The following is a 23,784-nucleotide window of genomic DNA, read 5'->3' as shown; positions in this document are numbered from 1 at the left end:
AAGGCTGGGGTGAGTTCCGGCGGCAGCTAGATTACAAATTGGCTTGGAACGGTGGTCATCTCATTGCTGTTCCAGCACAAAATACCAGCCGGACGTGTCCAAGCTGCGGTCATGTGTCAGCAAACAACCGCCAAACTCAGGCTAAATTTGCTTGTGTGCAATGCGGCTATGAAAACCACGCCGATGTCGTCGGTGCGATTAATGTTCTGAAACGCGGCCAAGCTATCTTAGCTGCCGCATAAGTCACAAAAAGGGTAGGACATACCCAGTTCGCCTGTGAAGTGAGTGGTGCAGCAAGGCCGCCAGCAACAGGAACCCACCGAAGCGACTTTGGCCTGTGTCTAGACCAAAGCGCCGTAGGAATCCCCGCTCTTTAGGGCGGGGAGGATGTCAAGAAGAACTCGGCAGTGGTAGAAACAGGCAATTACCTGTACTATTTTGCCCCTTTCATGCTTAAGTCATACCGTTGATCTACCTAAATTTATAGAAGCGTTTGTGCAATGAAACATAAAGTTAAACATATTCATTTTGTCGGTATTGGTGGGGTTGGCATGTCAGGGATTGCCGAGGTGTTATTAAACCTTGGTTATCGTATTTCTGGATCGGATGTCGCCGATGGTGCAGTCACGCAAGCATTAAAACGCGCAGGTGCCGAGATTTTCTTTGGCCATGATGCCCATTATGTGGCTGGCGCAGATGTGGTGGTCACCTCGAGCGCAGTTAAAGCGGACAACCCTGAGGTCATGGCAGCTCGGGCGGCTGGGGTGCCGGTGGTGCCGCGTGCGATGATGCTGGCAGAATTGATGCGCTTTAAGCAGGGGATTGCGATTGCTGGTACCCACGGCAAAACCACCACCACCAGTTTAGTGGCATCGATTTTAGCTGCCGCTGGTCTTGACCCGACTTTTGTGATTGGTGGCCGTTTAGAAGCGGCGGGGAGTAATGCCCGTTTAGGCTCGGGTGAATTTTTGGTGGCGGAAGCGGATGAGTCTGATGCCTCATTCTTACATCTGATGCCGGTGATGTCAGTGGTCACCAATATTGATGCTGATCATATGGATACCTATGGTCATGACTTAGAAAAATTGCGCCAAGCTTTTATCGACTTTTTACATCAACTGCCTTTTTATGGTCGCGCCGTCTTATGTATGGACGACCCTGGTGTGCAGGCGATTTTGCCGCAGGTGAAAAAGCCAGTGACCACTTATGGCATCACCAGTGCAGCGCAATTACGGGCAGAAAATATCCAAGCGGTGGCAGGTACCATGCGCTTTGAAGCCTGTTGGAAAGAAGACCAGCAAAGTTATCGTTTACCGATTACCTTGAATTTACCCGGTCGCCACAATGTGTTGAACGCGCTGGCGGCGATTGCTATTGGTTTGGAATGCGGTGCTAGCCATGAGGCGATTGTGAAAGCCTTAGCTGAATTTTCTGGTGTGGGGCGACGTTTCCAGCGTTATGGTGAATTGGCATTACCCGATGGCCGCCGTTTTACTTTGGTGGATGATTACGGCCACCATCCGGTTGAAATGGCCGCGACAGTCGAAGCGGCGCGGGGCGCATTCCCCGACCGGCGTTTGGTGTTGGTTTTCCAGCCGCATCGCTATACCCGTACTCGTGATTTATTCGAAGACTTTGTCCGCGTCTTGTCCAAAACTGATGCCCTGATTTTGACAGAGGTGTATGCCGCAGGTGAACAAGCGATTGTGGCGGCGGATGGGCGTGCGTTGGCGCGTGCAGTGCGTGTGTCGGGTAAGGTAGAACCGGTGTTTGTTGAACAGATGGCTGAGTTGCCGGCCTTGGTGTTGGATCAAATCCACGATGGGGATGTGGTCATAACGATGGGGGCGGGGTCGATTGGCTCGTTGCCAAACAAATTAGTCCAAATGGTAAGCGCATAAAGGATTCCTGCGTGGAAACACCGATTTCTTTTTCTATTGATCCTGCCATGCAAGCCCGTTATGGCAAGGTGGCGGTGTTGCTTGGTGGCCATTCTGCCGAGCGTGATGTATCGCTGATGAGTGGGCAGGGTGTGTTGCAAGCCCTACGCAGTCGAGGTGTGGCCGCCTATCCTTTTGACCCTGCGGAAAAACCGTTATGGGCGTTGCAAGAAGAAGGATTTGACCGTTGTTTTTTAGTTTTGCATGGTCGCGGTGGTGAAGATGGGACGGTGCAGGCGGTATTAGAAGTGCTTGGCTTGCCCTACACCGGCTCTGGAGTGATGGCCTCTGCGATTGGAATGGACAAATTCCGCACTAAGCTGGTGTGGCAAGCATTGGGAATTTCCACGCCCGATTGTGTGGTGTTAACCGCCGACAGTGACTTTGCTGCCTTAGAACAGCAGCTCGGCTTACCTGTGATGGTCAAACCGGCCCATGAAGGGTCGTCGATTGGGATTGTCAAAGTGACCCAGCCTGGTCAACTCGAACAGGCATATCGAGAAGCGGCGAGCCGTGATTCGTTAGTGATTGCCGAAAAATTTGTACATGGTCAGGAATACACCGCGCCAGTGCTCGGTACGCAAGCCTTGCCTTTGGTCAGAATTGAAGCACCGCAGGGCAATTACGACTACGAACATAAGTATTTTACTGACGATACTCAATATTTTTGCCCCAGTGGTTTAGCGACTGAATTAGAAACTCAGATTCAGCAATTGGTATTACAAGCGTTCAAGGCGGTGGGGGCTGAAGGGTGGGGGCGGATTGATTTAATGTTAGACGCGGCACAACAGCCGTGGCTATTAGAAATCAATACGACACCCGGCATGACCAGCCATAGCCTAGTACCGATGGCTGCTCGTGCCGCAGGACTTGAGTATGAAGATCTTTGCCTAGCGGTATTAGACAGTACCTTGGCCGATGATGGGAAGCGACACAAGGAATAACCCGCTATGTGGGATAATCATCAGGCCTTAAAAGCGATAGCTAACCTGTTGTTCACAGCGGCATTTTTGATGCTGTTGTATGCAGCAGGTTTTTGGCTTGCACACTCGCCTTATGTCCCAGTCAAAAAAATTCGTATTGACGGCGAATTGCATCATGTGACAGCAGAGCAATTGCGTGCTATTGCTGAAAATGAACTGAAAGGGACATTTTTTACCTTGAATCTTGATGCGACCCGCGCTGCTTTTGAAAAATTGCCGTGGGTACGGCGTGCCGCAGTGCGCCGACAATGGCCAGATCAGCTCGATATTTGGATTGAAGAACATGTGGCGGTGGCACGCTGGGATGAAACAGGGCTGCTATCGTCAAAGGGTGAGTGGTTTGATGCTGCTACCAGTGATGTCCTACCGTTGGCACATGGCCCTAAGGGCAGTGAAAAGCAGTTGGCGGAAGGATTGATTAAATTTACCGAGATTTTGGCACGGGCTGATTTAAAGCCGGTCGAGTTTCGCTTAGAAGCGCGTCAAGCTTGGGAGCTGGTGTTAGAAAATGGCATGGTATTAAAGCTTGGGCGGGTTGATGTTGAACCACGGCTCCAACGGTTTGTTGGGCAATGGACACGACATTTAGCCACTTTGCCTTATCGAATTGAGTATATCGATCTGCGTTATCCAAATGGATTCGCAGTTAAGATGCCCGACTATAAGCCGGGTGTGAACAAGATGCCGTCGCGTCTGACGGCCCCAGCAGCCTAAGAGACATTGGGAGCGATGTGGTGAGCAAACCCAAGGAACACAATCAGATGCTAGTTGGCCTCGATATTGGCACTTCCAAAATCGTGGCGGTGGTGGCAGAAGTGCTTGAAGATGGTTCAATCAACATCATCGGCATGGGCAATGCCCCATCGCGTGGCTTACGCAAAGGCATGGTGGTGAATATTGAATCAACAGTCAAAGCCATTCAGCGCGCAATTGAAGAGGCCGAGCTGATGGCCGATTGTAAAATTCATGAAGTATTTACAGGGATTGCCGGCAGTCATATCAAGAGTGTGAATTCTCATGGCATGGTGGCGATTCGCGATGGAGAAGTCACTCAAGCGGACATCGATCGAGTGATTGAAACGGCACGGGCGGTAACCATTCCTCCCGATCATCAAGTGTTGCATATCTTGACGCAAGAATTTTGTATCGATGGACAAGAGGATGTCCGTGAGCCTCTCGGCATGTCGGGGGTGCGACTGGAGGCGCGGGTTCACATTGTGACCGGTGCCGTTTCGGCGGTGCAAAATATCAATAAATGTGTCCGCCGTTGTGGTCTAGATACCTTAGACCTGATTTTGCAGCCGTTGGCTTCGGCTACGGCAGTCTTGACCGACGATGAACGTGATTTGGGTGTCTGTTTGATTGATGTCGGCGGAGGAACAACTGATATCGCTGTATTTGTGAATGGCTCGATTCGCCATACCGCAGTGATTCCGATTGCCGGCGATCAGATGACAAACGACATTGCGATGGCGTTGCGGACACCGACCAAAGAAGCAGAAGAACTCAAAATTGCCCATGGTTGTGCCTTGGCGCGTTTGGCTGACCAAGGGGAAATGATCAATGTGCCGGGGGTGGGTGAGCGTGGTACGCGTCAGCTCTCACGCGCTACGTTGGCCGAGGTGATCGAACCGCGTGTTGAAGAATTATTTACCCTCGTGCAGCAAGAGTTGCGCCGCAGTGGGTTTGAGGATGTGATTTCGTCCGGCGTGGTGTTGACCGGTGGCTCGGCTTTGATGCAAGGCATGTGCGAATTGGCCGAGGAGGTTTTCCATATGCCAGTTCGGGTTGGTGTGCCAAAGTATTTTGGTGGTTTGGCCGGTGCGGTGAAAAACCCGCGCTTCTCAACCGCTGTTGGGCTGTTGACATTGGGCAAAGACCAAATTCATCGTCCTAGTCCGGTTGAGAAAAACGAAAACGGCTCAGTGGGTCATTTATTTAGTAAAATGAAAGCATGGTTTGCTGGTAACTTTTAAGCCAATTACCGCAATTTTTGGTAAATTTAACAAGGTTCCTGCGTAAACCACTGGTTAAAGATAACATTTTTTAATTCAAGACAACGTAGTTCGGGCAAAGATCTTTACGGAATTGAATCGAGGAGGCTGTGATGAGTATGGTGTTCGAAATGGTGGACGAGGCGCATGCCAAAGAAGCCATTATTAAAGTAATCGGTGTCGGTGGCGGAGGATGTAACGCAGTCGACAATATGATTGATGCCAGCGTGCAAGGTGTTGAGTTTATTTGTGCCAATACCGATGCAAAAGCATTAAAACGCAATAAAGCCTCAACCCTGATTCAGCTTGGACAAACCCTCACTAAAGGTTTGGGCGCGGGTGCTTTGCCCGAAGTGGGGCGTAACGCTGCGATTGAAGACCGTGACCGCATTGCAGAATCTTTACGTGGTTCGAATATGGTGTTTATTGCCGCAGGGATGGGCGGTGGTACCGGAACGGGTGCTGCGCCGGTGGTGGCAGAAATTGCAAAAGATTTGGGAATTTTAACTGTTGCTGTGGTGACTAAACCGTTTATGCACGAAGGTAAACGGATGAAAATCGCTCAAGATGGTATCGACTCGCTGCGTAAGCATGTTGATTCGCTGATTGTCATTCCCAATGAAAAATTGATGGAAGTGCTAGGCGACGATGTCACCATGCGCGATGCTTTCCGTGAGGCTGATAATGTGTTGCGTGGCGCGGTAGCGGGTATTGCCGAAGTGATCACCACCCCTGGTTTAATCAGTGTTGACTTTGCTGATGTGCGCACCGTGATGAGCGAAATGGGGATGGCGATGATGGGCTCGGCGCTGGCCAGTGGCGTCGATCGTGCGCGTGTGGCAGCAGAACAGGCGGTAGCTAGCCCATTGTTAGATGACATCACCTTAGATGGCGCTCGTGGCGTGTTGGTGAATATCTCGACCGCACCGGGTTGCTTGAAGATGAAGGAATACCACGAGGTGATGGGGATTATTCGTCAGTATGCCGATCCAGATGCTCAGGTGAAATTCGGTACGGCAGAAGTCGAAGACATGGAAGAAGACGAAATCCGTGTAACCTTGATTGCCACGGGTTTGACCGCACGTAAACCCACTCGTGAAGATCGCCCTGATATTCGCGTAGTTCGCACCGGCACTGACAATTCTCCACTTGAACCATTGTCTGGTTTGGCCGAGTTAGATCGTCAACCTGCTGTGATGCGTCGCGCTCGTCGTCCATCGACGTCGGTTGAGCCGGTTGATTTCACCAAGCCAGAAATTAGCGAGTCTTACGACATCCCCGCTTTCTTGCGTAAGCAAGCGGATTAACCATGATCTACCAGCGAACACTTAAAACAGTGATAACAGCAAGCGGTGTTGGTTTGCACTCTGGCGACCGCATTCGCTTAACCCTTCGGCCTGCTCCGGTCGATTCGGGGATTGTTTTCTGCCGCACAGATTTGCCCGAACCCTGTGCGCTGAAAGCCGACCCCACGCTTGTGAATGACACGCGGCTATCCTCGACGCTAGTCAATTCACAGGGTGTGCGGGTTGGCACTATTGAACACTTAATGAGTGCATTCGCTGGTTTAGGGATTGATAATATTGTAGTCGAAATGACGGCACAAGAAACACCCATTATGGATGGGAGTGCTGCGCCGTTTATTTTTTTACTGCAATCTGCGGGAATTGTTGAACAAAAACCTGCACTCAAAAAATTCATTCGTATCAAAAAACCATTAGAAGTGAGCGAAGGCGATAAATGGGTACGTTTAGATCCTTATGAAGGATTTAAAGTCAAATTGTCTATTGAGTTTAATCACCCTGTTTTTCGTCGCTCACCGCAAACGGTAGAAGTTGATTTTGCCCAACGTTCTTATATCGATGAAATCGCCCGTGCGCGAACATTTGGTTTTATGCATGAAGTCGAAACCATGCGTAATCATGGCCTCGGTTTAGGTGGTAATCTTGATAACGCGATCGTGATTGATGATGAATATGTGTTAAATCAAGACGGTCTGCGTTTTCCGGATGAATTTGTCAGACATAAACTGCTTGATGCTATCGGTGATTTATATATCATCGGTCATCCTCTGATTGCGGCTTTCTCTGGCCATAAATCTGGCCACGCGCTCAATAATCAGCTGCTGCGGGTTTTATTGAACACGCCAGAGGCGTGGGAATTTGTTACTTTCCAATCTTCCGATACCGCTCCCTCTAGTTTTCACCAACTTCCTGAATCAATGGTGGTCTAAGCAGTCACTTCTATCATCACAGACGCAAGGAGCGCATGATGCTGTTTTTTCGTCTTTGGTTAATTGGGTTGATTGTAGGCGGCGGTTGGGCATTGATTTGTTTCCTCTTTACCCGTGACCGCCGCTATTTACGCACTGGCCGCGCTATCGTAGTCTTTTCCCTACTTTTTGCGGCTGTGTTGGTGGGATTGCGTTTTTTGCAGAGAATGGTTTAAACAATTGTAAATGGATTGTTTAAAACAACATTCCAGCTACCGCTACCAGATTGGACTGTACCTATCAGATGAATCTCATCAGTTGAGACATTATTGATATCTTTATCGTTCTGAATCAGCCAAATATCAGCTTCTTGACGACGAATATCTGTTGTGATCAGTACTGAACGCAAAACCCCTGTAGGGTTATTAAAAACATCATCTGCGGTAATGCCATTACCAACAAACAGCCCCTGAATGTCATTGTGTTTAGGGGCGATCGGAACATTTCCACTTTCCCAACGACCGTTTGCTTCAATAATATAAACAGAGCCATTTGTAATATTTTGTGTTGCTGTTTTATAGATGACAATAGGCGTTCCCGGTTTCGGCGCTTTGGTATACCCTAATAATTGGCTAAAATCTAAACTATCTTTCCCTGTACCATAATCAGTAATAGTAACATGACCACTATTATCTAAGTATGCATTATGATTGTTAAATTTAAAAGTGTCATTTCCTAGGCCTCCTGTAATCGTATCAGTTCCTGAGCCCCCAAAGAAAAAATCATTCCCTGATCCACCTGTGATTTTATCATTACCTGAACCAGTGGTAACTTTATCCCCATTGTTTGATGCTTGATAAACAATGCTTTTATTATCAGTGCTAGTAAACTCAACTGTCCCTTTTCCTGTTAATAAACTCATATCAAAGTTAGATAAATTTGAGAGGTCTGATCCAGATAGAGAGATAATGCTACCTTTAGTGTTTGCACTAATTTCTTTATTTGTTCCTAAGGTTAAAATAGGTGTGTCAAGGTTAATTTTAAGTGTGGAAGAAATCTCCCCAGATAAACTAATGCTATTTCCTGTTAAATTCGAAAAAAAGTCATAGAATTTAGTTTCTATTGAAGTGTCTTTGCCAAAGATTTGTTCTGCTTTGATACCTGAAAAGTCTTTATCTGTGAACGGAATACTGAATTTGGTGCTCACTGACGAGTCATGCTTTGTTGCTTTTCCAGATAAAGAAACTTCAATAAATGAATTGTCTTTACTAACAATTTTAGAGGTAATCCCTTTTGTAATCGAAGTTTGTAGCTGCTTCAGAATAGTGTCTGCAGCTGAGCTGGAGAAATTAGCGCCATCCAAACTAAAAAATAGGGATTTTTCTTTGATAGTGCCGTCGTTAACGTCAGTTTCATTAATGGTTGTGGTTGAGACGTTAAGTTTTGGCCACTCTAGCGGCGAACTAACTAATGCAGCCTTTGCTGTTGAAACAAAATCTTTGCTTAGTGCCGTTGTCAATTCTGTATTAGTTGGATGACTTCTATTAACAGCAAGATAGGTCAGTGCTACTTCTGCTTTTTTAGCGAGTTGGTTAACAGCGGCAGCACTAGGTTGATTGATAACATAATTAACAACATCTCCTCTGGTAATTTCTCCTCGATCTAACAGATAAACCGCTTCTGTCAATAATCTAACATTAATAGTTGATCCAACAACATCATTATAAATTTTCTGAACAAAGGTTGTATTATCCTTCATCCCATCATCGCTATACTGTTTACCTGGTATTTGTAGTGCGAGATTTGCAATTTGCGCAATCGATTGACCGCCTTTATGCATATTTATTGCTGCGAGATAGGTAGGGTAATCTGGTACACGGTCTAATACCGTTAAAAAGATTTTTGCAATTTCTTCTGCTCCGCCATTTGCTCGAGAAGGCGAACTATAAATATTGGTTAAAATATCTGTCAGTGATTTTTCTCCCGTATCCACACTACGGACGGCAACCGTAATTTCATCTGTGGGCTCACTGCCAGTCAGGATCTTATAGAAGTTACTGATTAAATCTGTAGTATTGCTGGTGAAAGCCATGATATATCCTTATCAGAAAAATCGACTACATAGTATGTTGGATGATAACCTGACTCAATGTTACCAACCATCATTGAGTTTACTCAATTGAGGCAAGTCGCTACGTTTTATGAAAAAAATCCTACTCGTTCATCAAAATTTCCCCGGTCAGTATAAACACCTTGCACCCGCTCTCGCTGCTCGGGGTGATCAAGTAGTGGCGTTAACCATTAATCATGCCCCTGCCATAGCTGGAGTGCAAACTTTTCGTTATGGACTGACCCGAGGCGCTTCTTCAGCCATCCATCCCCTGATTGCAGAGCAAGAGGTGAAAGTGATCCGTGGTGAATCTTGCGCTCGTGCCGCTCGGGCATTAAGAGAACAAGGCTTTGTGCCGGACATCATTTGTGCGCATCCAGGGTGGGGCGAAGCTTTGTTCTTAAAAGATGTGTTTCCTGAAGCGGCTATCCTGCTATTTCACGAATTTTTCTATCACGCCCGTGGTTTTGATGTTGGGTTTGACCCAGAATTTCCTGCTCAGGGCTTGGAAAGTGATCAGCGCCTGCGGATGAAAAATGCCCATCTTTTATTATCATTCAATGCCGCAGACGCCCTCGTTACACCAACTTATTTTCAGCGAGATACGCTGCCTATTTGGGCACACCCGATCACGGAAGTGATTCATGATGGAATTGATACCCAGAATCTGCAGCCCGACCCCACAGTGTCTCTCACCATTGATGGTAAACAACTGCGTTATGGTGATCCCATTGTAACTTTTGTGAACCGCAATCTTGAACCATATCGCGGCTATCATCAATTCATGCGTGCTTTGCCGCTGTTACAACAACAATGTCCTGAAGCACAGATTGTGATCGTGGGGGGGGAGGATGTCAGCTATGGCTCACGACCTCCTGCTGGAAAAACGTGGAAACAAATTTTCCTCGAAGAAGTAGAAAGCAAACTCGATTTGAGCCGGATTCATTTCGTGGGGACTTTGGCCTATCCACAATTTATTACTTTACTGCGATTGTCGGCCGCTCATGTTTACTTAACCTATCCTTTTGTATTGTCTTGGTCGTTGATTGAGTCGATGAGTTTGCAGTGTCCGATTATTGCGTCTGATACGGCTCCAGTGCGTGAAGCGATCCGTCATGGTGAAAATGGATTGTTGGTTGATTTCTTCCAGCCTCGTCAACTGGCTGACGCTATCGCACTTCTGCTCAATCAACCCGAATATGGTCGACAACTTGGTGCCCAAGCAAGAAAAACCGCCGTTGCAAACTATGATCTAAAAACCGTGTGTTTACCGCAACACTTGGCATTAATTGATCGTCTTATCGATATGAAAAAGGTTAGATAATTATGGAAAAAACGCTTTTCCCGACCGCCTCGGGTTCGACATCGCTTCCTCCAGCTTTTCCAAATCCAATCCTCAAAACAAAATTCAGTGGGGATTATCGGATTGATGCTTTACTTGAGGACATTGATTTTCGTTGGAATAAAGACAAATCGATTGGCGCGGCGGTGGAAGTGACTTTCAGTTTTATGGAAGCAAAACCAACTTATGGTGGAACTGATGATGGTTCTGGCTCTGGTTTTTACCGTTTTTCAGAACAACAAAAACAGGCTGCTAGAGATATTTTGAAGGAAATTTCTGCACAGATAGGTCTAACATTTCGTGAAGTGAATGATTCTAGCCAAACTTATGGGCAACTTCGTTTTGGTGGCAATGATCAGACTAAATCATCAGGATATGCTTGGCTACCTTATTCAAACACAGGGAGTTATGCCGATAGAAATGGTGATGTTTGGATCAGCCGTGATTATGCAAGTAACCAAACCCCAGGTCATTTCAACTATGCTACTTTAGTCCATGAAACATTACATGCATTAGGTTTAAAGCACCCCGGAGATTATGATGCAGGAGGTGAAAATGAAACCATTAGTGGTAATTATCTAGGAGTTAAAGAAGATAGCTTGCAATACACTACGATGTCCTACCGTGATGCGGCAAATGGTTTAGAATTACAGCAAAAAGGTATGGGGCTTTATGATTTATTAGCACTACAGTATTTATATGGCAGCAAGGCCTATCAAGCTGGAGATGATGTTTATCGTTTTACAGATCAAGATGGTCAGGCCATGCAGTTGTTAAATGATACTGCAGGATATGATATTTTAAATTTCTCCACCATTTCAACTGGCTTGACAATCGATATTAATGAGGGGGGATTTGCCTCATTTGGTAAAACCAACGATGGCAGAAATAGTGCTGATAATTTGGCAATTGCCTTTGGTGTGCAAATTGAGGAAGTGGTTGCGACGGATAGCAACGATGTTATCACCGGAAATGAATTGGCAAATGTCGTTTATCTGCGTCGTGGAACAGATCGTTTTAATGGTGAAAAAGGATTAGACACGGCTGTTTTAGATGGGAGAATACAGGATTATCAATTACAGCTGACTGACAGTAGTTCAATCATTGTCAATCCTATTTCTGCCCAATCAGATGGCGTTAAAACACTGAGCCAAGTCGAGCGAGTGGGTTTTCGTGATGGTTACTTAGCCTTTGATGTGGGGATGAACCAAAACGGTGGTAAGGCGTATGCCTTATGGTATGCCGGATTTGACCGTGCACCGGCACCAAAAGAAATTGGGCGTTGGTTGGCTGAATTTGATGCTGGAAAAACCATGTCACAAGTCGCTGATAGTATGTTAAAAGCGTATGCACCAACGGCCAGTCACCAAGATTTAGTCAGTGTCTTGTATCACAATGTAGTGGGTTTTTGGCCAGACCAAGCGGCATTAAATCTTTATACTGGCATGTTGCAACGAGGTGAGCATACACAGGCCAGCCTGTTTGCTTTGGCTGCTTCTACAGCTGAAAACCAGAATCAGGTGATTGCGCTGGTTGGGAGTCAATTTGCTTATCAGTTGGACGGACAAGCTTAATTTTTTGAGGATGAAAACGGATGTTGGGTCACAAAAAGCCAATTGGGCGATGGATTGTTGTCATGCTGTGGTGTTTCTGTAGTGGTATGGCGTTGGCACAAACAGCAGATGAAGCTTTGTTGGCGGCTCAACTCAATTTTCAACGTGCAAAAGCCAGTATTGATGAAGCAGATAAAAAACTGCAATTAGCTACACAAGCTCATACGCTGGCAGAACAACGATTGTTGGATGCACAGCGTATGTTGCAGCAGGCTAGCCAAGACTTACAGCAGGCGCAGCTAGGCCGGCAAACTGCGGACACCGATTTGTTAGAGGCCACCGAGCGTTTGAATCAAGCATGGCGGCGTAAACAAGCAGAGTGATGGTTTAAAGCAAAACAATATCAAACTGCTCTTGGCTATAGGCGGTCTCAACCTGTAGTGAAATAGGCTTGCCAATAAAATCGACCAACATCGCCAGTGATTGTGATTCTTCGTCGAGGAACATATCAATCACGGGTGGCGAAGCTAGGATGCGGAAGCCGCGTGTTTCAAATTGGCGTGCTTCGCGCACAATTTCTCGCTGAATTTCATAACACACTGTCTGCGCGGTTTTAATCTCGCCTCGCCCTTGGCAAGTAGGACACGGCTCACACAACACATGGGCTAAGCTCTCACGGGTCCGCTTACGGGTTATTTCCACTAAACCCAAACTGGTAAACCCGTTGAGGGTTACGCGGGTGCGGTCACGGGCTAATGCTTTTGCCAATTCATTCAATACCGCTTGTTTGTGTTCGTCGCTGTCCATGTCGATAAAATCGACAATAATAATTCCGCCGAGATTGCGCAATCTGAGCTGCCGCGCAATCACATGAGTGGCTTCTAAATTGGTTTTAAAGATCGTCTCATCAAAATTGCGTGTGCCAACAAAGCCGCCGGTGTTGACATCAATCGTTGTCATGGCTTCGGTTTGATCGATGATGAGATAACCACCAAATTTTAGATTGACTCGGCGTGCTAACGCTCGATCGATTTCTTCTTCAATTCCATGCAGTTCAAATAGAGGACGTTCGCCACTATAGCGTTCGATCCGGCTCATTGCTTGGCTGACATATTGCGCAGCAAACTCAGCCATTTTTTCGTAATTCTCTGTTGAATCAACGATGATTTTTTCTGTGTTCTCACTGACCATATCGCGTAATACAATACGCGCAGCGATAATGAGAGGTCTTGATAGAGCACAGTTTCCGGCGGCATTAGCTTGGTTTGTTGACCAATATCCGCCCACAGCTTGGTCAGATATTCGATATCGGCAGCTAACTCTTCATCGGTGGCGGTATCGGCACTGGTACGGATGATATAACCGTGTGGGCCGGTATTCGGTAACAAGGCTTCTAATCGGCTCTTCAACTGTTGGCGTTCAGTTTCTGATTCAATTTTTTGTGAAACACCGATATGGTTTTCTTGTGGAAGATGGACTAAAAAGCGTCCCGCCAGACTGATCTGTGTCGAGAGCCGAGCCCCTTTGGTACCGATGGGGTCTTTAATTACTTGTACCAATAGGGTTTGTCCTTCCCGCAGCATATTTTCAATGCGTTGGGTTTCTGCAGGGTGTTGCCGTTGTTCGAGGATATCTGCCACATGCAGAAAAGCTGCGCGCTCTAACCCAATCTCGATAAAGGCTGACTGCATACCTGGTAACACGCGCCGCACTTTGCCAAGATAGATATTGCCAACAATCCCTCGGCTTGCTGTCCGTTCGATATGCAGCTCTTGTACCACTCCATCTTCAATAATCGCCACTCGTGTTTCCTGTGGGGTGATATTCACCAGAATCTCATCACTCAATCGGACACTATCACGGGGGGGGAGCGGTATTGGCGCACTCATCAGGATTCTTTCGGCTGTAAAACAAAAGGGATGGCAAAGCGTTGCAGCAATAAGGCAGTTTCGTGCAGGGGAAGGCCCATGATTCCAGAGAAGCTACCATCGATTTTACGGACAAAGGTCTCGGCTAAGCCTTGGATGCCGTATGCCCCCGCTTTATCAAATGGCTCACCGCTGGCGAGATAACGCGCTAACCATGTGTCGGGAATCGTAAAAAAGCTGACATCACTTTGTGATACTACACTGACGATTTCATCTTGATGGGCGATAGCGACTGCGGTGAGTACTTGATGTTGTTGGCCAGATAATTGCTGCAACATCGCGTGGGCATGGTCTGGTGTATCTGGTTTGCCAAAAATGGTTGCGCCTAAAGCCACAGTGGTATCTGCAGCGAGGACTGGCTTGCTTGGCAGTCCTTGTTGTTGACACAGCTGTTGCGTAGCAAGGGCTTTGGCGCGTGCCAATCGCTCTACATAGCGTAAAGGTGATTCCCCTGCCATTTCGGTTTCGTCAATATGGCTGGGGAGAACGTGGTAAGCCACCCCCAGCCGCGTCAATAATTCAGCGCGGCGAGGGCTGGCAGAAGCCAGATACAAGTCAACTACGGCAGTCATACTAGCTTGCCGTGGCATTGTTTATATTTCTTGCCTGAACCGCATGGGCAAGGGTCATTACGACCTACACGAATGCCTTGGGTTGCCAGGTTTTCTGGGCTGTAAGGGTTGTCGTTTTCGTCACCAGATTGGATAGGATGTAGGCTATCGGTGGCGGCGGGGTGGTTGGCAATGCCCGAAATGGTTTCTGGTTCAACAGCATCGACATCTTCTTGCCCACGCACTTGGACTGTCATCAAAATTTGTGCGACGTCGCGTTTAATCCGTTCCAACATATCAGAGAACAGTTCAAATGCTTCGCGTTTGTATTCTTGTTTCGGGTTTTTCTGGGCGTAGCCACGCAGATGAATCCCTTGCCGCAGGTGGTCGAGTGCAGCGAGGTGTTCACGCCAATGTTGATCAAAATGTTGTAACAACACCGCACGCTCAAATTGCCGCATTACATCCACACCAGCCAGATCAATCTTGGCTTGATATTGGTCACGCGCAAGGTCTAACAAGCGTTGTTTGATCGCTACTAAATCAGCATGTTGATCTTGGCTTAGCCAATCGGCGATTGGGGAACGGAGTTGGAATTCGGCATGGAGCGCCATTTCCAAACCAGCCACATCCCATTCTTCTTCCATGGATTCTGGAGGAATATGGGCGTCAAACAGACCAGACAGCACATCATCACGCATGCTGCTGACCATCTCAGCCACATCTTGACTCTCTAAAATTTCGTTGCGCTGTTGATAAATGACACGGCGTTGATCGCTAGCCACATCATCGTATTCCAACAGTTGTTTACGAATATCAAAGTTGCGGCCTTCTACCTTGCGTTGGGCATTTTCAATCGAACGGGTCACCCAAGTATGTTCAATCGCCTCGCCCTCTGGCATTTTCAGCTTGTCCATAATCGCAGCGACGCGATCAGAAGCAAAAATCCGCAACAAAGGATCTTCTAAACTGAGATAGAAGCGGCTAGAACCTGGGTCACCTTGTCGGCCTGCCCGTCCACGCAGTTGGTTATCGATGCGGCGTGATTCATGACGCTCGGTGCCGATAATATGTAAACCACCGGCAGCCAATACCGCATCATGGCGTTGTTGCCATGCTTGGCGCAGCTCGGCAATGCGTTGGGTTTTTTGTTCTGGGCTCAGTGTCTCGTCAGCTTCGAGCGCAGCAATCTCAGGCTCTGGATTGCCCCCCAACACAATATCCGTCCCCCGCCCTGCCATATTGGTGGCAATGGTTACTGCACCCGGACGACCGGCTTGGGTGATGATGTCAGCTTCCCGTGCGTGTTGCTTGGCATTTAGCACTTCATGGCTAAGTCCTTCGCGTTGTAACAACTGCGACAACAATTCAGAGCTTTCAATCGATGTCGTTCCCACTAACACCGGCTGACCACGTTCACGACAAGCCCGAATATCGGCCACGATAGCCGCATTTTTTTCTTGCGATGTTTTATATACCAGATCGAGATGATCTTTCCGCACCATCGGACGGTTGGTCGGGATGATCACGGTTTCTAAACCGTAAATTTGTTGGAATTCGTAAGCTTCGGTATCCGCTGTTCCCGTCATCCCCGACAATTTTTGATAGAGCCGGAAGTAATTTTGGAAGGTAATCGAAGCCAGCGTTTGGTTTTCGCGTTGAATTGCCACATTCTCTTTGGCTTCAACGGCTTGGTGTAAACCTTCTGACCAACGGCGGCCAGACATCAGACGGCCAGTGAATTCATCGACAATGACCACTTCGCCGTTCTGTACCACATAGTGTTGATCTTTGTGGAATAGCGCGTGCGCTTTCAAAGCAGCGTTGAGGTGATGCATCAGGGTGATATTGGTTGCCGAGTAGAGGCTATCGCCTTCTTTCAACAAGCCAGCCTCAATCAGCAAGGCTTCGGCATGTTCATGGCCGGCTTCTGACAGCAATACAGAGTGGGCTTTTTCATCCACCCAATAATCACCTTCGCCTTCTTCCTCTTGTTGCCGAATCAGTTTTGGCGGGATGGCATTCATGCGGCGATAGAGATCAACATTATCTTCGGCTGGGCCGGAAATAATCAGAGGTGTTCGTGCCTCGTCAATCAAAATCGAGTCAACTTCATCCACGATGGCAAAAGACAATGGACGTTGTACCCGTTCCATTGGGCTATAGACCATGTTGTCACGCAGATAGTCAAAGCCAAATTCGTTGTTGGTACCGTAGGTGATATCAGCAGCATAGGCCTCTTGTTTTTGATCATGTGGCATCTGCGACAAATTGACGCCAACGGACAAACCGAGGAAGTTATACAGCCGCCGCATAATGTTGGCGTCACGTTGTGCCAGATAGTCGTTGACTGTCACCACATGCACGCCTTGTCCGGTCAAGGCATTGAGATAGGCCGGTAAGGTGGCAACCAAGGTCTTCCCCTCACCGGTGCGCATCTCGGCGATTTTGCCATCATTGAGTACCATGCCACCGATAAGCTGGACATCAAAGTGCCGCATATTCATTACCCGCCGGCTGGCTTCACGGCATACGGCGAAGGCTTCGGGTAGCAGCTGTGCCAATGTTTCGCCATTGCTCACTCGTTGGCGAAATTCAGCAGTTTTGGCTGTTAATTCAGCATCCGTCAGCTTTAGTAAACCCTCTTCAAGTGCGTTAATGCGAGTCACCGTCTGTCGGTATTGTTTAAGCAAGCGGTCATTGCGACTGCCGAATACTTTTTTGAGCAACGTGGAAATCATTGGAGTCTTTTAGTCTAGGGCTAGGCCAAGGAAATGGCGTCAAGTGTAGCACAGCGCAACCCTAATCAGCATCGATAGGTCTTTTTTGATAATGTTTTTGTCATTAAACACCTTTAAAAATGCTTATGTTGTTGCTCATGTTGACGTCAATCAAAAATTGATAAATTTGTTTCATTTACCCCTATGCGAATATAGAAAAGTTCTGTCTCATTGCAGTCTTGTCATAAACCTTTAGCTTAGAGTGTGGAAGGCCATGCGTCGCATCCGCCAGACCGATTTGGTTCTTAACGAACCCCTACCTTGGGCACTGCACGACGAGCACGGCAATTTGCTGTTGCGCCAAGGTTATGTGATTACCATGCAACGTCATGTCGATAGCTTACTTGCGCGCGGGGTGTTTGTGCGTGAAGCTGGCGATGATGACGAACCGATGGTAGATGGTGGGCCGCTGCCTGCCAAAACTGTGCAACTCAAAGATCCTGTCTTTGCTCGGGCTGATAGTATGGCCCTGAGCTTAAAGCGTTTATTCGCCTTAGCCTTACAAGATCCCTGTCGAGTTGATTTTTCCACCCATGTGCAAACCTTGGCCAATCATTTAATTGAAGCCGCACAAGACGATCCAGACAGTCTATTGGCAGCCAGCCATCTCGATCGCCAAAATCCCTATCGGGTGATTCAGCAATTTCTCGGGGCGTGTTTAACGGCCTTGTTAGCCCCTGCTGTTGGCATTGCCGGTCAGGAAAAAGTGATGCTAGTTTGTGCGGCACTGACGCGTGACCTTGGCCTATGGCCAATGGATGAAGCACTCGCAGGAGCGGGCAAAACCCTTTCTGACAGTCAGCGGGCTTTGGTGAATGAACATTCGGTGCGTTCGGTGGCCTTGTTACAACGGCAGGGGGTCACCGAGAGTCTGTGGTTGCAATGGGTGAGTCAACATCACGAGCGTTGTGATGGTACTGGCTATCCGGCTAAGTTAGCGGGAGATCAGTTGGATGCCGGCACCCGCCTGCTTGGTCTGTGCGATTCGTATGCCGCGATGGTTATTCCCTATCCAGCGCGTAAACCGCAATTTCCTGCTAATGCTTTGCGGCAGCTCTTTTTAGAGCGTGAAACCCGTTATGATGCTTTGCAAGTTGCCGCGTTGTTTAAATTACTCACAAAATATCCGCCCGGGGCATTGTTGAAACTGAATACCGGCGAAATTGCTGTGATTAAAGCGCGCCCTACTGCTCCCGAGCTACCACCCACCTCTTTTGTATTGTATGACGTACAAGGTATGCCCATGTTGCAACCGAAACTCTGTCATATTGTGAATCCTGAACAGCAAGTGACGGCGATGGTGCCGGTTGAAGAATGTCGTTCTGCTTCGCTGATTATTAAACGGTTGTGGTTAAAGCCCGAGGCCAGTAAAGAAAAAGAAACTGTTGCTGCGGCTTCTTAATGCTGTGGTGGGTTGAGATTAAATCTGGATAGCAAAATCAACATAGGAGGGCGAGAACAGGAGCATGATTATCATGCTGTGCTATCCCTGCCTGCGGTGTCACAGCAGGTCTCTCGCAACATGACGATGAAACAGAATCTGCCTGTTATTGATCGAGAAACCGAACTCGAAGAAGGTGTTTCGCTGGTTTCGAAAACCGATTTAAAGGGGGTCATTATCTATGCCAACGAAGCGTTTATCAAGGTCAGTGGCTTTTCTGCTGATGAGTTGATTGGGCGTAGTCACAATATCGTCCGCCATCCCGATATGCCGCCAGCGGCCTTTGCGTGGATGTGGCGCACCTTACAACGTGGCCGCCCTTGGCGTGGTTTGGTGAAAAATCGCTGTAAAGACGGCGGTTTTTATTGGGTTGATGCTTGTGTTGTGCCGGTGCGAAAGAACAACGAAACCATCGGCTATATGTCGGTACGGCAACGCGCTGATCGTAAAGAAATTGAACGCACAGAGGCGCTTTATGCACAGTTGCGTGAAACCGGCGCAGGCATTCCCGAACGCAAATTGCCCAATTTAATGACCATTAAAAATGGTTTTTGGTTGGGGTGTATTTTTGTGATTTTCTTGATGCTTGCTGGTGGTATCTTGGGGATTGGTGGTTTGCGGCTATCGAACGATGCTTTGACCTCGTTGTATCAACAACAATTGATTCCGATTGGTAAGGTCAGCGAGATCGACCGATTGATGCTAGAGAATCGCGCGGTTTTGCTTGAATTTCAGCGTGATGCCGATCAACAACGGCAAGGAGATGAACAGGCGATGACCCCTGCCTCGCGCCTTGCTGATATTCAGGCACGGCGCACCGAGATGGAACGCTTATGGCAGGAAGTGCAAGCGGTTGAAATGGATGTTGCTGCAAAAAGTGCGCGGCTGGCATTTGAACACCGCTACCAGCGTTATCTTGAGCATGGCCTAAAACCGATTGAAGCCGCTTTAGCCGCCGGTCAATTCGAACGTGCCGCCCAGTTAGTTTCGTTGCATTTATCACCGCTGTATCACGAGGCGGCACAAGCCAACCAAAAGCTGCAACAAGCGATGCGGGCGAGTGCGCAAATTGCCTATCAAGACACCCGCGAACGCAACCGCAGTATTTGGGAAGCGGCTATGGCGGGGATCGCGTTTGGTATTTTTGCGGTGTTGATTGTTGGGGCAGTGTTCTTGCGCGATATTGTGCAGCCGTTAAACAAAGCCATTACTCGTTTTGACCGCATTGCACAGGGTGATTTAACCGACCCAGTGGATTTGTCTGGGCATGGTGAAACCGGACAGCTCAACCGCGCTATTGCCACGATGCAGTTGCACTTAAAAGTGATGATGGACGAGATTAGTTTGGTCTCGAATCGGATTTATGGCAGCTGTCATCATCTCAATACCGCCTTGTTTGAAGTGGCGGAACATTCGGAGGAACAGCACGACCGTGTCTATCAAGCGACGGTGGCGATGCGTGATACGGTGGCTGAATCGGGACGTTTGGGTGAACAGGTGGAGCAATTAGCAACCACGGCAGAACAGTTGCACTTTACGGTTCGTGATCATGAGCTGATTCGGGCGGAGTTGGAAAGCTTGGCACAGCAGGTGATGGCACTGGCGCAACAGGCGGCGGTATCGACACGTTTGCAAGCATTTGGTGCTGAGGAGATTGCGGAAAAAATGGGGCAGATTGCGGAGTTAATTGTCGATAATCGCCATGAAACCCAGTCGGCTTATGCCGCGTCTGAACGCCTCAAAACCGCAGCAGATCAGCTTAAACAGTTAGTGGGCTATTTCGAAACCACGAGGTCGGCAAACTCACAATAGCTTGTTGCGCAGAGTGTGTGTCTTGACGAATGCGCCATATCTGGACTGGTATGGCGCGTTCTTTGTGCTTAGGTTTCGCGGTATGTTGGCAGTTAGCGACTGCCCATTAAGCGTCTTTAGGAATCGCAACATCAACCAGCGTAGGTTGTAGGATGGGGAGAATTGCCTGAGGTGAGAGACCGATCAGATAACCGCGCTTGCCACCATTGAGGTAAATTTTCTCTAAATCCACAATGCTGGCCTGCATATACACCGGCATCGGGTTACGGGTACCAAATGGGCTGGTACCGCCAACAAGATAGCCCGAGTGTTTATTGGCGACCTCTGGCGGGCAGGGGGTGATGCTTTTAACACCGATTTGCCGCGCCAAATTTCGCGTCGAAACCTCACAATCACCATGCATCAACACAATGAGCGGCTTGCGCTGCTCATCTTGCATAATCAATGTTTTAATCACCACATGTTCATCAACGCCTAAGGCTTGCGACGACACTCGCGTGCCGCCCTTTTCTTCGTAGTCGTACAGATGATCGCTGAACACAACTTTATGTGCACGTAGCACACGAATGGCAGCGGTGACAGGAGGTTTCTGGCTCATCTCAATCAGCCCTCAACACCATATTGCGCCCGATAAGCGGCGACGGCATCGCGATATTGGGCCAGTGCTTCGCTGTCCTGCAAAAAGGTCATCAAATCACGCAGCGTGGCAATCGCAATCACAGGAATGCCGTATTGCTGTGCCACTTCTTGTGTGGCGGATAATTCACCCTGCCCACGCTCCATGCGGTCTAAGGCAATCGCCACCCCTGCAGGTTCGGCGCCAGCGGCCCGAATCAGGTTGACCGATTCGCGAACCGAGGTGCCAGCAGAAATCACATCGTCAATAATCAACACCTTACCTTGCAACGGTGCCCCAATCAGCACGCCACCTTCACCGTGGTCTTTGGCTTCTTTGCGGTTAAACGCAACCGGAATGTCTCGGCCGTGCTCCGCCGCTAACATCATCGATGTGCCAGCAGCAAGGGTAATGCCCTTGTAAGCGGGGCCGAATAGCATGTCGAATTGGACACCGGATTCGGTAATTGAACGGGCATAGAAGCGAGACAAAGCCAATAAGCTTTGGCCGTGGTTGAACAAACCGGCATTGAAAAAGTAGGGAGATAAACGCCCTGCTTTGGTGACAAACTCGCCAAAGCGTAGCACTTGTTCATCTAAGGCAAAACGAATGAAATCTTGACGAAAATCGCTCATGGTGTCCAAGCTCAACGATGAAAAATGCGACAAGGATACCATGAGCTTTTGTGTCTTTGCTGCAGGGTATGAACAGCGACGTTATCTTTGCTCAAAGCAGCAAAAATCGGTATTGATTTAGGGCATATCGAGGTAATCCATCACTAAGGGTGCGTGGTCGGAGAATTTCTGGTCTTTATAGACATAGCCCTGTTTGGCTTGGGCGGCGATGGCGGGGGTGGCGACTTGCAGATCAATCCGCCAACCAACATTATTGGCATACGCTTGGCCGCGATTGCTCCACCATGTATAGCCTTCCTCGCCTGCAGTGGGATAACACTGGCGATAGACATCAACCCAACCACTGGCATACAAATCAGTCAACCATTGCCGTTCTTCGGGTAAAAATCCCGAATTCTTCAGATTGCCCTTCCAATTTTTCAGGTCGATGGGTTGATGCGCGATATTCCAATCACCACAAATTACAAATTGTCGTTGTTCTTGCTGCATCATCTGTAATAACGGTTGAAAAGCAGCTAAAAATTCAAACTTCGCCTGTTGTCTTTCCTCGCTTGATGAACCCGAGGGTAAATAAACTGAGATCACCGATAACATGCCGAAATCGGCTCGGATAAACCGACCCTCGGCATCAAACCGTTCATGTCCCATGCCATAGATCACCCGATCCGGTGTTTGACGACAGTAGAGACCTACGCCCGAATACCCTTTTTTCTCTGCATGATGGAAAAAACCATGATACCCCGCTGGGTGCTTCATACTTTCGGTGAGGTCGGCCGCTTGTGCCTTGAGCTCTTGCACACAAACAATATCGGCATCACTACGGGTCATCCATTCAAAAAATCCTTTGCTTGCAGCAGAGCGAATGCCATTTAGATTGGCTGAAACAACACGTAACATGAAAGAAGCCTTTGCAAAAAAGGAGCGAAAGCTAACACAGCCGGTGGCAAGGCGTGAATGCTGGCTAGAACTTGAATATCTATTCTATTGATTTGTAAAATGAACTTGAAAAAATTTGTTGTTTTTAATAAATGAACGTGAAAATCATGCTAATTTGGTGTAAAAAGGCAGTAAATTTGTGTTTTCGGGATAAAACATGAAACCTTCTCGACGTACTAAGTATATTGTGATGCTATTGATATTGTGGTTGGGATATAGCTTCGGTGGTTTATGGTGGCTGGCATGGCGTGATGGTCTCCCAGTCAGCTTTTGTATCACCCCTCAAAGTATGATAACGAAGGGTTAAACATGAATAACGACACAATTTCCATTGCAGGGCATTTGAATCAATCGCGCCATAAAGCCGATTTGATTTTTATGCCGGTGTTGGCAGTGCTGTTCCTAGCTAGTTTGGGCTTGGCAACGTGGTACGGCACTTGGTTCGAGGCCATTTTGATTGGCCTCCCTGCGGCAGCCATTCCCTTTACCCAATGCGCGGAAAGCCTCGGGGTTCAGCCCGAGGTCAAGAGCGTGGACGCTGAAAGTGTCTTAGTGTGATGGTTTGTTATTCTTCAGATTATCTCTGAATATCAATCATCACATCACGACGACTTGCTATAATTCTGTCATGGAAACCGTCAAAACACTGAAACTCCGCATCAAAGACAAGCACGCGAAAGTGTTGCGGGCGATGGCACGTGATGTGAATACGGTGTGGAATTTTTGCAACGAAACGCAATACCGAAGTTTGCGCCGTTATACCAACAAACCGCAAGTTTGGTTATCAGGTTTTGATCTGCAAAAACTCACCAGTGGTTTTAGCAAGTGTGAAGGGGTGAGTATTGGTTCAACCACTGTTCAGGTGGTTTGCGAAGAATTTGCCACTCGACTGCGGCAGTTCAAAAAACAACGCTTAAATTGGCGTGTCAGTCACAAAAAATCTCCCAAATA

21 protein-coding genes and 1 pseudogene are annotated in these 23,784 nt (G+C 47.9%); 15 read left to right on the top strand and 7 right to left on the bottom strand.

What is annotated here, in order from left to right:
• From G465_RS0109020 to G465_RS15485, 8 genes are all read left to right on the top strand, one after another.
• On the top strand, positions 1-242 hold a 242-nt coding region (locus tag G465_RS0109020), incomplete at its 5' end, for a zinc ribbon domain-containing protein (RefSeq protein ID WP_027405327.1).
• A gap of 258 nt (positions 243-500) precedes the next feature.
• Positions 501-1,901 carry a UDP-N-acetylmuramate--L-alanine ligase gene (murC, locus tag G465_RS0109015; RefSeq protein WP_022654147.1) on the top strand — a complete coding sequence of 467 codons (1,401 nt, stop codon included), beginning with the start codon at positions 501-503 and terminating at the stop codon, positions 1,899-1,901.
• A gap of 47 nt (positions 1,902-1,948) precedes the next feature.
• Positions 1,949-2,884 carry a D-alanine--D-alanine ligase gene (locus tag G465_RS0109010; protein ID WP_022654146.1) on the top strand — a complete coding sequence of 312 codons (936 nt, stop codon included), beginning with the start codon at positions 1,949-1,951 and terminating at the stop codon, positions 2,882-2,884.
• Positions 2,885-2,890: 6 nt separating this feature from the next.
• Entirely contained in the window at positions 2,891-3,637 is a 747-nt protein-coding gene (locus tag G465_RS14215; protein ID WP_022654145.1) for a cell division protein FtsQ/DivIB, read from the top strand.
• 47 nt (positions 3,638-3,684) lie between these two features.
• Positions 3,685-4,899 (top strand): cell division protein FtsA, encoded by a 1,215-nt coding sequence (gene ftsA / locus G465_RS0109000; protein WP_022654144.1) that lies wholly within the window; start codon positions 3,685-3,687, stop codon positions 4,897-4,899.
• Between the two features lie 131 nt (positions 4,900-5,030).
• Positions 5,031-6,224 carry a cell division protein FtsZ gene (gene ftsZ, locus G465_RS0108995; RefSeq protein ID WP_022654143.1) on the top strand — a complete coding sequence of 398 codons (1,194 nt, stop codon included), beginning with the start codon at positions 5,031-5,033 and terminating at the stop codon, positions 6,222-6,224.
• A 2-nt stretch (positions 6,225-6,226) separates the two neighbouring features.
• Entirely contained in the window at positions 6,227-7,150 is a 924-nt protein-coding gene (gene lpxC / locus G465_RS0108990; RefSeq protein ID WP_022654142.1) for a UDP-3-O-acyl-N-acetylglucosamine deacetylase, read from the top strand.
• Between the two features lie 35 nt (positions 7,151-7,185).
• Positions 7,186-7,365: a hypothetical protein gene (locus tag G465_RS15485; protein ID WP_022654141.1), complete on the top strand. Its 180-nt coding sequence runs from the start codon at positions 7,186-7,188 to the stop codon at positions 7,363-7,365.
• Here the strand turns inward: G465_RS15485 and G465_RS0108980 are convergent.
• Positions 7,362-9,221: a calcium-binding protein gene (locus G465_RS0108980; RefSeq protein WP_022654140.1), complete on the bottom strand. Its 1,860-nt coding sequence runs from the start codon at positions 9,219-9,221 to the stop codon at positions 7,362-7,364. The genes G465_RS15485 and G465_RS0108980 overlap by 4 nt on opposite strands.
• A gap of 196 nt (positions 9,222-9,417) precedes the next feature.
• On the opposite strand from G465_RS0108980, the gene G465_RS0108975 reads away from it, so the two are divergent.
• The 3 genes from G465_RS0108975 to G465_RS0108965 all read left to right on the top strand — a co-directional run bounded on the left by G465_RS0108975 (position 9,418) and on the right by G465_RS0108965 (position 12,517).
• Entirely contained in the window at positions 9,418-10,563 is a 1,146-nt protein-coding gene (locus G465_RS0108975; RefSeq protein ID WP_211213745.1) for a glycosyltransferase, read from the top strand.
• Between the two features lie 2 nt (positions 10,564-10,565).
• Positions 10,566-12,155 carry a M10 family metallopeptidase gene (locus tag G465_RS0108970; RefSeq protein ID WP_022654138.1) on the top strand — a complete coding sequence of 530 codons (1,590 nt, stop codon included), beginning with the start codon at positions 10,566-10,568 and terminating at the stop codon, positions 12,153-12,155.
• A gap of 62 nt (positions 12,156-12,217) precedes the next feature.
• Complete coding sequence (locus G465_RS0108965; RefSeq protein ID WP_155846524.1) at positions 12,218-12,517, top strand: hypothetical protein; 300 nt, start codon at positions 12,218-12,220, stop codon at positions 12,515-12,517.
• 4 nt (positions 12,518-12,521) lie between these two features.
• Here the strand turns inward: G465_RS0108965 and rng are convergent.
• The 3 genes and pseudogenes from rng to secA form a co-directional block, all read right to left on the bottom strand.
• Positions 12,522-14,023 (bottom strand): annotated as a pseudogene (gene rng / locus G465_RS14210) (ribonuclease G).
• On the bottom strand, positions 14,023-14,634 hold the full coding sequence (locus G465_RS0108955) for a Maf family protein (RefSeq protein ID WP_022654136.1): 612 nt from the start codon (positions 14,632-14,634) through the stop codon (positions 14,023-14,025). The pseudogene rng and the gene G465_RS0108955 overlap by 1 nt, the downstream one beginning before the upstream one ends.
• On the bottom strand, positions 14,631-17,354 hold the full coding sequence (gene secA / locus G465_RS0108950; protein ID WP_022654135.1) for a preprotein translocase subunit SecA: 2,724 nt from the start codon (positions 17,352-17,354) through the stop codon (positions 14,631-14,633). The genes G465_RS0108955 and secA overlap by 4 nt, the downstream gene beginning before the upstream one ends.
• Positions 17,355-17,607: 253 nt before the next feature.
• Here secA and G465_RS0108945 point away from each other — a divergent pair, with 253 nt between their 5' ends.
• A complete protein-coding gene (locus G465_RS0108945) occupies positions 17,608-18,795 on the top strand; it encodes an HD-GYP domain-containing protein (RefSeq protein WP_022654134.1) in 1,188 nt (395 codons plus the stop codon).
• Positions 18,796-18,921: 126 nt separating this feature from the next.
• Positions 18,922-20,646, top strand: coding sequence for a methyl-accepting chemotaxis protein (locus tag G465_RS0108940; protein ID WP_162138824.1), 1,725 nt, complete (start codon positions 18,922-18,924; stop codon positions 20,644-20,646).
• 106 nt (positions 20,647-20,752) lie between these two features.
• Here G465_RS0108940 and ybaK read toward each other — a convergent pair whose 3' ends face one another.
• The 3 genes from ybaK to G465_RS0108920 all read right to left on the bottom strand — a co-directional run bounded on the left by ybaK (position 20,753) and on the right by G465_RS0108920 (position 22,794).
• Positions 20,753-21,244 (bottom strand): Cys-tRNA(Pro) deacylase, encoded by a 492-nt coding sequence (gene ybaK, locus G465_RS0108935; RefSeq protein WP_022654132.1) that lies wholly within the window; start codon positions 21,242-21,244, stop codon positions 20,753-20,755.
• A gap of 5 nt (positions 21,245-21,249) precedes the next feature.
• The gene (gene pyrE / locus G465_RS0108930; protein ID WP_022654131.1) at positions 21,250-21,897 is read right to left on the bottom strand and encodes an orotate phosphoribosyltransferase; all 648 of its coding nucleotides are present in this window, start codon (positions 21,895-21,897) and stop codon (positions 21,250-21,252) included.
• A 117-nt stretch (positions 21,898-22,014) separates the two neighbouring features.
• Positions 22,015-22,794: an exodeoxyribonuclease III gene (locus G465_RS0108920; protein WP_022654129.1), complete on the bottom strand. Its 780-nt coding sequence runs from the start codon at positions 22,792-22,794 to the stop codon at positions 22,015-22,017.
• 348 nt (positions 22,795-23,142) lie between these two features.
• On the opposite strand from G465_RS0108920, the gene G465_RS0108915 reads away from it, so the two are divergent.
• Together G465_RS0108915 and G465_RS14205 are read left to right on the top strand one after the other, a co-directional pair.
• The gene (locus G465_RS0108915) at positions 23,143-23,391 is read left to right on the top strand and encodes a hypothetical protein (RefSeq protein ID WP_022654128.1); all 249 of its coding nucleotides are present in this window, start codon (positions 23,143-23,145) and stop codon (positions 23,389-23,391) included.
• Between the two features lie 70 nt (positions 23,392-23,461).
• A partial coding sequence (locus tag G465_RS14205; RefSeq protein WP_040399466.1) for a hypothetical protein occupies positions 23,462-23,784 on the top strand: 323 nt, incomplete at its 3' end.

The organism is Aquaspirillum serpens DSM 68 (assembly GCF_000420525.1).
Classification (GTDB): domain Bacteria; phylum Pseudomonadota; class Gammaproteobacteria; order Burkholderiales; family Aquaspirillaceae; genus Aquaspirillum; species Aquaspirillum serpens.
This window is presented reverse-complemented; position numbering and strand designations above follow the sequence as displayed.